Below are 11,970 nucleotides of genomic sequence, written 5' to 3'. Positions count from 1 at the left end.
CCGGCCACATGCTGCCGCGCGGCGTGCCGCGGAACAAGAGCGGCTTCGGCGGCGTCCGACGTGCAGGGTCCGGAATTTCCCGTCAGCCCGCCCGTGGAGGCCGAACATGACCCGCACCGAAACCGACAGCCTCGGCCCGATCGAAGTCCCCGCCGAAGCCTACTGGGGCGCACAGACCCAGCGCTCGCTGCTCCACTTCGCCATCAGCGACGAGCGCATGCCGCTCGCCATCGTGCAGGCGCTCGCGCTGATCAAGAAGGCGGCGGCGCGCGTGCATGCCCGCAGCGGCGAGCTCCCGGCGGACCTTGCCGAGCGGATCGAACACGCAGCCGACGAGATCCTCGCCGGCGAGCATGACGCGCAGTTTCCGCTCGTGGTGTGGCAGACCGGCAGCGGCACGCAGACCAACATGAACGTCAACGAGGTCATCGCCGGACGCGCCAACGAGCTCGCCGGGCAGGGCCGCGGCGGCAAGGCGCCGGTGCATCCCAACGACCACGTGAATCGCGCGCAGAGCTCGAACGACTGCTTCCCGACCGCGATGCACATCGCCGTCGCACGCGCAGTGCACGACGAACTGCTGCCGGCGCTAACGGAGCTGTCGAACGGGCTCGCCATCCAGGCCGAACGCCATGCAGACGTGCTCAAGACCGGACGCACCCACCTGATGGACGCCACGCCGATCAGCTTCGGCCAGGAGCTGTCGGCCTTCGTCGCCCAGTTGAACACCGCCGCGCATGCGATCCGCGCGACGCTGCCCGCGGTGTACGAGCTCGCCCAGGGCGGCACTGCCGTCGGCACGGGGCTCAACGCGCCGGCCGGCTTCGCCAATGCGATCGCTGCAGAACTGGCTGCGCTCACCGGCTTGCCGCTCACCAGCGCACCCAACAAGTTCGCCGCGCTCGCCGGCCACGAGCCGCTGGTGGCGCTGTCGGGCGCGTTGAAGACGCTGGCGGTCGCGCTGATGAAGCTTGCCAACGACCTGCGCCTGCTCGCCTCGGGCCCGCGCGCCGGCCTCGCCGAGCTCAGGCTGCCGGCCAACGAGCCGGGCAGCTCGATCATGCCCGGCAAGGTCAACCCGACGCAGTGCGAAGCCTTGTCGATGCTCGCCTGCCAGGTCCTCGGCAACGACGCCACGATCGGCTTTGCCGCCAGCCAGGGACAGCTTCAGCTCAACGTGTTCAAGCCGGTCATCGCCCACAACCTGCTGCAGTCCATCCGCCTGCTCGCCGACGGTTGCCGCAGCTTCCAGCGCCACTGCGTAGCCGGCCTGGAACCCGACACCACGCGCATGGCCGAGCACCTCGATCGCGGCCTGATGCTGGTCACCGCGCTCAACCCGCACATCGGCTACGACAAGGCGGCGCAGATCGCGAAGAAGGCGTGGGCGGAAGGCACCACGCTGCGCGCTGCGGCGCTCGCGCTCGGCTTCACGACCGCGGAGGAGTTCGATGCCTGGGTGCGGGCGCAGGACATGCTCGGCAGCTGAAAGCTGCATCCGGATGTGATCGTGATCGCTCGAGCACGCGCACGCGCACCCGGCAGGGCTGCGGCAAGGGCGCCGAATGGCGGCTGTGCGCGGGTCCCCACCCTCTCGCGGGTGAGAAACAATTCGCAACGCTGTGCCGGGATCCCGGGGTCGATCCCGCACTCATACTGCGCACACCCCGACAGCGCGGCGGAATCCCCTTTCCACCGCGCACCGACCATCACAAGGAGGCCATCATGAAAGCCCGTACCCTCATCCCCGCCCTGCTCATCACCTTTGCGGCGAGCGGCTGCGCCACCTGGGACAACCTGTCTTCGCGCGAGAAGAGCGCGGCTACCGGCGCCGCGGTCGGCGGCGTGGCCGGCGCCGTGGTGAGCAACGGCGGCATCCTCGGTACCGTGGGCGGTGCCGCCATCGGTGGCGTCATCGGCGACCAGGTCGGCAAGCAGAAGTAGGCACCACGTCCCCTCGCGGTGCCGCCCGCCGTTCACCCCGCGGCGCGGCATCCCCCTGATTGCTTGATAGAATCCCGCTCGTCCCGCCGCGCCCGACCTCGGGCAGGCGGTTTTTGCTTTCCTGCCGACGAGCCCCGATGACCACCACCCCCTTCCCGCCCGAGCTGCTGCGCGACGTCGAAAAGCGCCGCACCTTCGCCATCATCGCCCACCCCGACGCGGGCAAGACCACGCTCACCGAGAAGCTGCTGCTGTTCGGCGGCGCCATCCAGCTCGCCGGCACGGTGAAGGCGCGCAAATCCGCCCGCCATGCCACCTCCGACTGGATGGAAGTGGAGAAGCAGCGCGGCATCTCGGTGTCGAGCTCGGTGATGCAGTTCGAGTATCAGGGACACACGGTGAACCTGCTCGACACCCCGGGTCACGAGGACTTCTCCGAAGACACCTACCGCGTGTTGACCGCGGTGGATGCCGCGGTGATGGTGATCGACGCCGCCAAGGGCGTGGAGGCGCAGACCATCAAGCTGCTCGAGGTCTGCCGCCTGCGCAACACGCCGATCATCACCTTCGTGAACAAGATGGACCGCGAGGTGCGCGAGCCCTTCGAGCTGCTCGCCGAGATCGAGGACGTGCTCAAGATCACCTGCGCGCCGGTGACCTGGCCGCTCGGCATGGGCAAGTCCTTCCGCGGCGTGTATCACCTGCTGCAGCACCAGGTGCTGACCTTCACCCCAGGTGAGGAGCGGCGCACCGACGGCGAGATCATCAAGGGCCTGGACAACCCCGAACTCGACAAGCGCTTCCCGATGGAAGTCGGCCAGTTGCGCGAAGATGTAGACCTGATCGACGGCGCTTCGCCACCCTTCGATCTCGACGACTTCCTCGCCGGCAAGCAGAGCCCGGTGTTCTTCGGCTCGGGTATCAACAACTTCGGCGTGCAGGAGATCCTGCAGTCGCTGATCGACTGGGCGCCACCGCCGCAGGCCCGCGACGGTGGCGCGCGCATGGTGCAGCCGGCGGAACCTGCCTTCACCGGCTTCGTGTTCAAGATCCAGGCCAACATGGACCCGAGGCACCGCGACCGCATCGCCTTCTTCCGCATCTGCTCGGGGCGCTACAGCGCCGGCATGAAAGTGAAGCACGTACGCGCCGGGCGCGAGATGAAGCTCGCCAATGTGCTCACGTTCATGGCCAATGAGCGCGTGATCATGGAAGATGGTGTGGCCGGCGACATCGTCGGCATCCACAACCACGGCCAGTTGCAGATCGGCGACACCCTGACCGAAGGCGAGAACCTCGGCTTCAAGGGCATTCCGTACTTCTCGCCCGAAATGTTCCGCGCCGCGCGCCTGCGCGATCCGCTCAAATCCAAGCAATTGCAGAAGGGTTTGCAGGAGTTGGGCGAAGAAGGCGCCATCCAGGTCTTCGAGCTCGAGGGCGGGCAGATGCTGCTCGGCGCGGTCGGCGTGCTGCAGTTCGAGATCGTCGCCCAGCGCCTGAAGGACGAGTACAAGGTCGATGCGATCTTCGAGCCCGCCGACATCCACACGGCACGCTGGCTCACCTTCCCGGACGACGTCACCCGCCGCAACTTCGAGCGCGAGCAGGCGCTGCGCCTGGGCAAGGACATCGACGGCAACCCGGTCTATCTGGCCACCAGCCGCTACAACCTCGAGGTGACTGCGGAGAAGTGGCCCAAGGTCACCTTCCACGCCACGCGCGAGCACGGGGAAGTGCTGGGCTGATCCCTACGGCTGCGTCTCTGGCGGCGCGGCGCCCGGCGGAGGCCTCGCGCTGCGAAGGTTCGCGACTTGCGTCGCTCCTACGGACTTCTGCGCAAGCGTACGGGGCCCTGTAGGAGCGACGCAAGTCGCGATACGGCGGTCCGGCGGCCAGGTATCGCGATGTGTGATGGGGCGGGCTGGAAGGCCGCAATCGCGACTTGCGTCGCTCCTACAAAGCCGGCTCTCAAATCCGGGCGCGTCACGGTGCGGCACCGTGCGCAAGCTCCACCCAGTAGGTCTGCTTGTGCCCGTGCGCCTCGAAGGCGCGCGCGACCGCTTCGGCCTCCTCACGGCGCGCAAACACCGCCACCACGAAGCGGTTGTCGTTGTCGTCGAGCCGCCACAGCGCCCAGCGGGTCGGTTCCGTATCCGGATCGCGGGAATTCTTCAAACTGGCTCCCGGATTCGACGATCCCCCTCGCAGGCCATTTGCCGCCGCGATCGCAGCGACATCAGCCCTGGACCAGCCGCCGCGCGAAGGCCTCGACCTGTGCCCAGTCGGTGAAGTCGGTGACCGAGCGCGGGTCGGTGGGGCCACCGGTGATCCACATGATCAGGCGGATCATGTTGCGGTCGAAGAAACCGTAGCGCGGGTACTCGATCTTGCCGCCGAACACCTCGATCTGCTGTGGCTTCCAGCGGATCTGGCCGAGGAACTTGCGCACGTAGGGGTTGGTGTCGGCCTGGCGCTTGTGCGGCTTGCGGCCGACCGCATTGACCGAGAAGAAGGCGTTGGGCCGCGCCTCGAGCGCCGCCTGGTGGCGGTCGATGAAGGCCTTCACGGCAGGACGATGGTGGCCGTAGCGGATGCTGGCGCCGATCACGACACGGTCGCAGGCGTCGAGCTGGGCAGCGGAAACCGCAGCGACCTCGGCCAGTTCCGCCTCGTGACCGGCGTCGCGCACGATCGCTGCGATGCGCTCGCAGATCTCGAGCGTGTGGCCGTCGATGGTCGAATAGATGATCAGCAGACGCATTGTGTAACCTGGATGGACGTATCCGGAGCGCAAGGCGCGCTCGAGCGCCCCCGGCCAACCGGTGTTTGCCAACGTGAATGGCGGGTCTGCCGAAGCGTCCCGCCATCCCCGACGCCCACCTTACTTGCCGGTGACGATGCCCTCGACCACCTTCTTGCCCTCGGAGTACAGCGCCACCTGGCCGTCCTCGAGCTCGAGGTTCATGCAGCCAGTGTTGCCCTTGAGCTTGCCGTCCAGCCACTCGCGGCAGTAGCGCGCCTGATCATCGACCCACCAGCGTGCCTTGGCGCCGGTGGTGTCGGTGAGCGTGCCGTCGGTGCCGAACTGGAGCGTGTAGGCCGCTTCGGTGCGCAGATACACGCCGATGAAGGTGGCGCCCGTCAGCAGCTTCTCGACCTCGGCCTTGTCCTTCATGAAGTTCTGCGCCAGCGCGCCGCCGGAGGCGGTGGCGAGCGCGACGGCGGCGAGCAGGGTGCGGACGGTGTGCGAGGGTTTCAGCATCGTTGTCTTCCTTTTTTCAGGTGCGGATCCGGGGGAAATCGATCGTAGAGGCCTGGTGGGCGGTCTGGATGGGCGCGGCTCAGCCGCGTACCCCCAGCCGACCGACGAGGCCGCGCAGGGTCTCCTGGAGGTCGGCGGGCATCACCACGATCTTGGCGCTGCCAGACTCGCCGAGCTTCTCGAGCGCGCCGATGTACTTCTCGCCGAGCAGGTACATCATCGGCCCCGCCTGGTCGCCGATGCCGGCGGTCACGCGGCGGATGGACTCGGCCGAGGCCTCGGCCAGCATCACCTGAGCGTTGGCGTCGCGCTTGGCGGATTCCAGCCGTGCCTCGGCCTCGAGGATGGCGGCCTGCTTGGCGCCCTCGGCCTTGGTCACCGCGGCCTTGCGCTCGCGCTCGGCGGCGGCCTGCATCTCCATCGCGCGCTGCATGGATTCGGACGGCTTGATGTCCTGGATCTCGACCGACTTCACCGTCAGGCCCCAGTCCACCGCCTCGTCGGCGATGCTCTCGCGCAGCCGCGCCTTGATCTTGTCACGCGAGGACAGCGCCTCGTCGAGCTCCATCTCGCCGACGATCGAGCGCAGCGTGGTCATGATCAGGTTGCGAATCGCCTCGGAGAAGTCGGTCACGCCATACACCGCCTTGACCGGGTCGGTGACCTTCACGAAGGCGATCGCGTTGGTCAGGATCACCGCGTTATCGCGGGTGATGACCTCCTGCTCCTGCACGTCGAGGATGATGTCCTTGGTCACCAGCTTGTAGGCGACGCGGTCGAGATAGGGGATGAGGATGTTGAGCCCCGGGCGCAGCGTGGCGTGGTACTTGCCCAGGCGCTCGACCACCCACTCCTCGCCCTGCGCAACCAAGCGCACGCCCTTGGCGATCGTGATCACCACGAACACCAGCACCGCGATCGCGATCGCAAGTCCTTCCGACATGATCATCTGCTTGCCTTCATTTTCCTGGAATTCGGATCAGGCCTTCGTCACCTTGACGTAGCTGCCTTCCACGCTCACCACCTTCACGCGCTCGCCGGCGGCGATCGCGCTCTCGGCCACGCAGGCCCATTCGTCCGCACCCAGCAGCGGACGCTGGAAGCGCACCTTGCCGCGCTCGAAGGGGGCGACCGCGCTCACCAGCAGCCCGACCTCACCGATCACCTCACCGGCGGCGGTGCCGATCAGGGTCTTCACGCGCGAACGGCGGGCGAAGCTGAACCACAGCACGGTCATCGCCATCGAGGCAATGATCCAGGCCGCGATCTGCTGCGACAGCACCAGATCCGGCACCGCGAGCAGCACGAAGCCGGTGAGCATCGCGCCGAGCCCGAACCAGATGATGAAGAAGGAGGGCAGGGCGAGCTCGAGCAGCACCAGCGCGATGCCGGCGATCTCCCAGTGCCACCATTCGAGGAACAGCGTGTCGTTCATGGGCAGACTTTAGCGCAGCTCGCCGGGGAGCGGGTTCGCAAGCGCTGATCGCTCCCTGTGCAAGGTTTATCGGGCGGTGGGAAAGCTGTGACCGCAGGGGGCAGGAGATTGTGGATAAGTCGCGAATGCGGCGACGGGAGTTTTTTCATCCACAAACCGTCCCTGCCTGAAACGTCGCTCGTGCACCGGGTTTTGCTTGATGCAATACGATGATTTTTCGTTGAAAAAGAGGCTTGTCCACAGAATTGGCACGTACATGATCTTTATGATCTTTTAAATCTTTAAATTCTGTGTACACCAAGAAGCAAACCCCTGCAGACGCCCCGCGCAAGCGCGGTGGTCCATGTAGGGGCGCCGGCAGGTGCGAAGACGGTGTCTGTACAATCGCCGACGCTCATCGCTGCTGCACCGCCCCATTCGCAGCTGCCGCAGCTCCTACAGGGGCTTGCGGAGGCGTGGTCCCCCTGTAGGAGCGCCGGCAGGCGCGAAGACGGCGTCTGTACAATCGCCGACGCTCATCGCTGCTGCACCGCCCCATTCGCAGCTGCCGCAGCTCCTACAGGGGCTTGCGGAGGCGTGGTCCCCCTGTAGGAGCGCCGGCAGGCGCGAAGACGTGCAGCGTTCAGAACGGCGGGTCGTCCGCGGTGGCGGCCTGCGCGACCGGCTTGTCCGCCTGCAGGCGCGGCAGCTCGGCGCTGACAGCGTCGGTCTCCGCCGGCGTGCCCGCCAGCTCACCCCCCAGCGCGACCACGACCGCCGGCAGCAGGTGGGCGAGCTCGCCGGTCATCAGCGCGAATTCGGCGTTGAATAGCGCCTCGGCGTCGTCCTTGTCGGCTTCGCCCACCTGGTCGCGCACGATGTCGAGAAAATCGAGGCGCTTGATCTCCAGCTTCTCGGTCAGCACGAAGCTGATGCGGTCGTCGAAGGTCAGCGCCAGGCGGGTCGGCAGCTTGCCGGCCTCCAGGTGGCCCTTGACGTCGTCCCCTTCGAGCGGGTGGCGCGCATAACGCACCGCGGCCTTGTCCTCGGCCACCGAACGCAGCTCGCAGTCCTGGTCGATGGTGAAGCCATCGGGTGCCTCGCCACCGGCCAGCCAGTCGGCCATCGCCGACGTCGGCGACAGCTCGGTGCGCAGCAGGGTCAGCGGGAAGCTGTCGAGCGTGTGGCGCAGCTGCTCGAGCATGTCCTCGGCCTTGCTCTGGCTGGCTGCATCCACCACCAGCCAGCCGTTGATCGGGTCGATCCAGGCGAACATGCGCCGCCGGCGGGTAAAGGCGCGCGGCATCAGCTCCTGCGTCACCTGTTCGCGCAGCTCCTTCAACTGCTTGCGGCCGAGCTTGAAGCCCTGCTGCTCGGCCAGCTCCTCGGCGCGCTCGTCGGCCTCCTGCTTGACCACGGACGAAGGCAGCAGGCGGTGCTCGAAGCCGAGGCAAAGCAGCCACTGGCCGCCGACCGCATGCACCAGCACCTCGTTGCCCAGCGGCGACAGCCAGCCGCGGCTCTCCATGTCCTGGCTGCCGCAGGGGTGGAAGGGCTTCTTCGCGAGCTGCTCCTCGAGGCGCTCTGCGCTCATGTCCCAGTTGGCGGGAAGACGATAGACCTGCAGATTCTTGAACCACATAAGGGGGTGTTTCCTGTCGGTGAAAGGATGAAGTCGACGCCGTGGTCCCGACCACGACGCGCGCGCGATGCGCACGCGAGGCGGTAAGCGGGTGCGGCGATGTCCGTCATGGACGATGCGCGGGAGCAAGCATTCACGGGAGCGGGCTTGCTGCCACGAAAGGGATTGCGGCGAACCTCGTGCGCGGACAAGGGCCGCTCTCCGCAGGCCGCCTGCAGCAGCGGTGTGCCGATTCCGCGCAGCGCCTACTGCGCGAGCCCGCCCGACGCGGCGATCATGCGGATGATGCGCACGGTGTCGAGGTCGGACTGATGGTAGGCCGAGCGCACGAACTCCGCGTAGCGCGCATCCTCGCCCTGGTCGGACAGCGAGGTGTAGTAGGCGAAACGCAGGAAGAGCGCACCAGGTTCGGGCTCCTCGATCGTGATGGTCAGGCTGCCGCCGGCATGCTGCGCGTTGGCTTCCGACTCGAAGCGGATCCAGCGCAGGGTGTCGAAGCTCACCCGGTCGCGGATCACCGCATGGCCAAAGTGCAGGTCGCGCACCAGGCTGTCCTCGCCACGCTCGACGACATGGCAGGCCTCGAGGCCGGGCAGGAAGGCGCGCGCATCCTCCGCGCGGCACAGCAGGCCGAACCACAGCTCTTCGCGGGTGAGCGGGGTCAGCAGCGGGTTGGCGAGATCATTGACCTCGATCAGGTGTTCGAATTTCAAGTGCATCTCCTGAGCGGGCAGGGCGGCAGTTTATCCCGCTCGACCGGTGCCCGGCACATCGAGGCACAGGGAGATCCCGGACGCCACGGCGTCGCGCCGGTCTTGGCGGCGGATCCGCCCTGCTAACATGCGCCCCATGCAACTCGAACGCCTCCTCCATGCCCAGGGCTTCGGCAGCCGCAAGGACTGCCGCGCCCTCATCCGTGCCGGCTACGTCAGCATCGCCGGCGAAGTCTGCGACGATCCCAATGCCGACTTCGACCCAGGTCGCCGCGATGGTTCGCCCGGGCTCGAATTCACCGTCGATGACCAGCCCTGGCGCTTCCGCGCCCAGGCCTACGTCGTCCTGCACAAGCCCGCGGGCTACGAGTGCTCGCAGAAGCCGACCTTCCACCCGTCCGTCTTTACCTTGCTGCCGCCGCAGCTACTCACCCGCGGCGTGCAGTGCGTGGGCCGGCTCGACCAGGACACCACCGGGCTGCTGCTGCTCTCCGACGACGGCCAGTTCATCCACCAGTGGAGCTCGGGCAAGAAGCGCACGCCCAAGGTCTATGAGGTCACGCTCAAGCATGCGGTGGAGCAGGATTTCGCCGACCAGCTGGTGGCCGGAGTCGAACTGCACGACGAGCCCGCACCGATCGCGGCGGCCGCCTGCGAGCTCGTCGGCCCGATCACGCTGCGGCTGACCATCTGCGAGGGCAAGTACCACCAGGTCAAGCGCATGGTCGGCGCGGCGGGCAATCGGGTCGAGGCGCTGCACCGCAGCCGCGTGGGCGGGCTCGAGCTGCCGGCCGAGCTGGCGCCGGGACAGTGGCGCTGGCTGGAGGCGGAAGACCTGGCTCGCCTGGCCGACTATACCGACCCGGAAGCCTGAACCCCCGCCGATTGCACGCGACGGGTCTGATGCAGGAGTTGCTCGCAGGCGGGAATGTGAACGCGGGTTTCCTCATCCAGATCGGTGGTCGAACCGCCTTGTTCGCGGCTGCCGCCGCTCCTACACGAAATCGCCGCAGCGGGGCGGGTTGCAGGAGCGCCTGCGGGCGCGAAAGCATCCGTCCAGGCGGGCACGCCGATCGATTGTCCGCCCCGTGCGTGGCTCAGAAACGCATCTCCAGATTCACCCCCACCCCCCAAGCGCGCTCGCGTTCGCGGTCCTCGCGCTGCGGCCAGTAGTGACCGACGATGAACTCGCCGATCAGCCACTCGCGATAGACCGGCTGGGTCCACTTCATCCGCACCCCGTATTCGTCGACGTTCTCTTTCGCGCCGGTTTCTCCGGTCACCACCATCTCGCCCGAGAGAATGCGATCGTCACCGAAGCGCTTGAACAGCCCCAGGCTGCTGCCCCAGGCGAAGTCGTCGGTCTTCTCGGAGATCGTGGTCGCGTTCTGCCAATGCAGCGAGAGCGTGGGCGTGAAGGCGTGCTCGTAATCGAGCGCGGTCGTCGAGCCGAACTTGTCCTTGTTGTTCCAGAAGATCGTCTCGCGGAATTCGATCCGGTCCTGCTCGGTCAGCGCCCACTGCTTGCGATAGCGCGCCTGGGTGTAGAACTTCATTCCCCCGCGCACGCCGACACGGAAATCGAGGTTCTTGCGCAGCGCCAGACCCACGCCGGCAAAGCCGGTCTGGTCTTCCTTGCGGCGCTCCTCGAGCAATAGCTGCTCGCGGGTGAAGGCCTCGGACTGGTCCGTCAGCAGCTCGCGCTCGTTCTGTCGTCCGATGAAGACGTAGGCCTTCTCGCGCAGGTTGGGCAGATCGAAGCGTGCGCGGAAGCGCACGTTGGTGTCCCAGCCCTCGTCCTGCCGCCACAGGTTACGCAGACCGAGACGCCCATGCGTCACCTTGCCGCCATCCTCGAAGGGACGGTCGCCGAACCAGTCATTCACCGTCTCCCCCAGCCAGACCGAGAAACCGCGCACCTGCGTGCGGCTCTGCTCGAGCAGGCCCTGTTCCTGCGCAGCCTCCGGGGAAGGCAGGTTTGAGCCGGATTGCGCGATCGCGAGCGAAGGAAAGGCGAGGAGCAGCGCGATGGAAAGTAGCGGTCGAACGGGCATTGGGAAAGATCCTGATTCGTGGGCCTGAGGGCCTCTTTAGCGGTTCATGGTCGCAGCCATGGCCACATCATGCCGGCAGTGTCGTGCACTGGGCAAGCTCGGCAGGCCGAGCTGAAGTGGGGCCAGGTTTGTTCTTCTGTTTTTCTATTGATTTAAATAACAAAGAAGTTAACAGTGACGCGCTTCTTGTGGATAAGTCTTCGGAGCGCATGTCGGCAGCGACTTCCAGCATTCTGGAAAGCGGTTGAAAAGACCCTTGGTCGACTGTGTGCGCATTGTTGAGCCTTTTCCGGCCGAGCCTTGGAAACGGGCTTGTTCACAAGCCATCCCCATTGTTTGCGCAGGATTGTCCCCATCATGCCTTTCCCCCTGTCCGCCAGCCGCCCGCGATGGGAGATCTTCTGCCAGGTTGTGGATAATTTTGGGGATATCGGCGTGTGCTGGCGGCTGGCGGCCGATCTGGCGCGTCGCGGCTGTGGATCGGTGCGGCTCTGGGTCGATGACTGGGCAGCGCTGCGGCGCATCTGCCCGGGCGCAAACGCGGTGGACGAGGCGCTCGGCGGGAGCCTGCAGGGCGTGGAGCTGCGGCACTGGACGAGCGCCTTCGTGCCGCTCGTGCCGGGCGAGATCGTCGTCGAGGCCTTCGCCTGCGAGCTGCCGCCTGCCCAGCTCGAGGCCATGGCGGCGCTGCGGCCGGCGCCGGTGTGGATCAACCTCGAGTACCTGTCGGCCGAGGCCTGGGTCGCGGGCTGCCACGGCATGGCCTCGCCGCATCCGCGCCTGCCGCTGGTGAAGCGTTTCTTCTTTCCCGGCTTCGACGCGGGCGGTGGCGGGCTGTTGCGCGAGGCCGACCTGCTCGCGCGCCGCGACGCCTGGCGGGTCCGCCCCGAAGGCCGGGCCGCCTGGCTCGCCGCGCGCGGCATCGACGGCGGCCCGGATGC

Annotated in this window: 14 protein-coding genes; 6 read left to right on the top strand and 8 right to left on the bottom strand. The window is 67.0% G+C overall.

The window, feature by feature from the left end:
* Nucleotides 1-106: 106 nt before the first annotated feature.
* The 3 genes from C667_RS03200 to C667_RS03190 all read left to right on the top strand — a co-directional run bounded on the left by C667_RS03200 (nt 107) and on the right by C667_RS03190 (nt 3,689).
* Entirely contained in the window at nt 107-1,489 is a 1,383-nt protein-coding gene (locus C667_RS03200; protein ID WP_004356932.1) for a class II fumarate hydratase, read from the top strand.
* A 236-nt stretch (nt 1,490-1,725) separates the two neighbouring features.
* Nucleotides 1,726-1,944, top strand: a complete 219-nt coding sequence (locus C667_RS03195; RefSeq protein WP_004356930.1) for a YMGG-like glycine zipper-containing protein — start codon at nt 1,726-1,728, stop codon at nt 1,942-1,944.
* Nucleotides 1,945-2,081: 137 nt separating this feature from the next.
* Nucleotides 2,082-3,689, top strand: a complete 1,608-nt coding sequence (locus C667_RS03190) for a peptide chain release factor 3 (RefSeq protein ID WP_004356928.1) — start codon at nt 2,082-2,084, stop codon at nt 3,687-3,689.
* Nucleotides 3,690-3,927: 238 nt separating this feature from the next.
* On the opposite strand, the gene C667_RS03185 is transcribed toward C667_RS03190, so the two are convergent.
* The 7 genes from C667_RS03185 to C667_RS03155 all read right to left on the bottom strand — a co-directional run bounded on the left by C667_RS03185 (nt 3,928) and on the right by C667_RS03155 (nt 8,975).
* Nucleotides 3,928-4,119: a hypothetical protein gene (locus tag C667_RS03185; RefSeq protein WP_004356926.1), complete on the bottom strand. Its 192-nt coding sequence runs from the start codon at nt 4,117-4,119 to the stop codon at nt 3,928-3,930.
* Nucleotides 4,120-4,180: 61 nt separating this feature from the next.
* Nucleotides 4,181-4,705: a menaquinone-dependent protoporphyrinogen IX dehydrogenase gene (gene hemG / locus C667_RS03180; RefSeq protein ID WP_004356925.1), complete on the bottom strand. Its 525-nt coding sequence runs from the start codon at nt 4,703-4,705 to the stop codon at nt 4,181-4,183.
* Between the two features lie 120 nt (nt 4,706-4,825).
* On the bottom strand, nt 4,826-5,206 hold the full coding sequence (locus C667_RS03175) for a hypothetical protein (protein ID WP_004356923.1): 381 nt from the start codon (nt 5,204-5,206) through the stop codon (nt 4,826-4,828).
* 79 nt (nt 5,207-5,285) lie between these two features.
* Nucleotides 5,286-6,155: an SPFH domain-containing protein gene (locus C667_RS03170; RefSeq protein ID WP_004356921.1), complete on the bottom strand. Its 870-nt coding sequence runs from the start codon at nt 6,153-6,155 to the stop codon at nt 5,286-5,288.
* Nucleotides 6,156-6,185: 30 nt separating this feature from the next.
* Nucleotides 6,186-6,641 (bottom strand): NfeD family protein, encoded by a 456-nt coding sequence (locus C667_RS03165; RefSeq protein WP_004356919.1) that lies wholly within the window; start codon nt 6,639-6,641, stop codon nt 6,186-6,188.
* Between the two features lie 622 nt (nt 6,642-7,263).
* Nucleotides 7,264-8,262, bottom strand: coding sequence for a recombination-associated protein RdgC (locus C667_RS03160; protein ID WP_004356916.1), 999 nt, complete (start codon nt 8,260-8,262; stop codon nt 7,264-7,266).
* A 245-nt stretch (nt 8,263-8,507) separates the two neighbouring features.
* The gene (locus C667_RS03155; RefSeq protein WP_004356914.1) at nt 8,508-8,975 is read right to left on the bottom strand and encodes an SRPBCC family protein; all 468 of its coding nucleotides are present in this window, start codon (nt 8,973-8,975) and stop codon (nt 8,508-8,510) included.
* A gap of 127 nt (nt 8,976-9,102) precedes the next feature.
* On the opposite strand from C667_RS03155, the gene C667_RS03150 reads away from it, so the two are divergent.
* The gene (locus C667_RS03150; RefSeq protein ID WP_004356912.1) at nt 9,103-9,849 is read left to right on the top strand and encodes a 16S rRNA pseudouridine(516) synthase; all 747 of its coding nucleotides are present in this window, start codon (nt 9,103-9,105) and stop codon (nt 9,847-9,849) included.
* A gap of 223 nt (nt 9,850-10,072) precedes the next feature.
* Here C667_RS03150 and C667_RS03145 read toward each other — a convergent pair whose 3' ends face one another.
* Nucleotides 10,073-11,029: a hypothetical protein gene (locus C667_RS03145; RefSeq protein ID WP_004356910.1), complete on the bottom strand. Its 957-nt coding sequence runs from the start codon at nt 11,027-11,029 to the stop codon at nt 10,073-10,075.
* Here C667_RS03145 and C667_RS25545 point away from each other — a divergent pair.
* Both C667_RS25545 and earP read left to right on the top strand, forming a co-directional pair.
* A complete protein-coding gene (locus C667_RS25545; RefSeq protein WP_157302161.1) occupies nt 11,029-11,277 on the top strand; it encodes a hypothetical protein in 249 nt (82 codons plus the stop codon). The two genes, C667_RS03145 and C667_RS25545, sit on opposite strands and share 1 nt — an antisense overlap.
* Before the next feature lie 109 nt (nt 11,278-11,386).
* On the top strand, nt 11,387-11,970 hold a 584-nt coding region (earP, locus tag C667_RS24720; protein WP_004356908.1), incomplete at its 3' end, for an elongation factor P maturation arginine rhamnosyltransferase EarP.

Source organism: Thauera phenylacetica B4P (assembly GCF_000310225.1).
GTDB lineage: Bacteria > Pseudomonadota > Gammaproteobacteria > Burkholderiales > Rhodocyclaceae > Thauera > Thauera phenylacetica.
This window is presented reverse-complemented; position numbering and strand designations above follow the sequence as displayed.

Excerpts from the sequence above, each read along its gene's own strand:
- C667_RS03170 (WP_004356921.1), bottom strand. The coding sequence starts at position 6,155 with ATGATCATGTCGGAAGGACTTGCGATCGCGATCGCGGTGCTGGTGTTC.
- C667_RS03200 (WP_004356932.1), top strand. The coding sequence starts at position 107 with ATGACCCGCACCGAAACCGACAGCCTCGGCCCGATCGAAGTCCCCGCC.
- C667_RS03150 (WP_004356912.1), top strand. The coding sequence starts at position 9,103 with ATGCGCCCCATGCAACTCGAACGCCTCCTCCATGCCCAGGGCTTCGGC.
- hemG (WP_004356925.1), bottom strand. The coding sequence starts at position 4,705 with ATGCGTCTGCTGATCATCTATTCGACCATCGACGGCCACACGCTCGAG.
- C667_RS03175 (WP_004356923.1), bottom strand. The coding sequence starts at position 5,206 with ATGCTGAAACCCTCGCACACCGTCCGCACCCTGCTCGCCGCCGTCGCG.
- C667_RS03160 (WP_004356916.1), bottom strand. The coding sequence starts at position 8,262 with ATGTGGTTCAAGAATCTGCAGGTCTATCGTCTTCCCGCCAACTGGGAC.
- C667_RS03195 (WP_004356930.1), top strand. The coding sequence starts at position 1,726 with ATGAAAGCCCGTACCCTCATCCCCGCCCTGCTCATCACCTTTGCGGCG.
- C667_RS03165 (WP_004356919.1), bottom strand. The coding sequence starts at position 6,641 with ATGAACGACACGCTGTTCCTCGAATGGTGGCACTGGGAGATCGCCGGC.
- C667_RS03145 (WP_004356910.1), bottom strand. The coding sequence starts at position 11,029 with ATGCCCGTTCGACCGCTACTTTCCATCGCGCTGCTCCTCGCCTTTCCT.
- C667_RS03190 (WP_004356928.1), top strand. The coding sequence starts at position 2,082 with ATGACCACCACCCCCTTCCCGCCCGAGCTGCTGCGCGACGTCGAAAAG.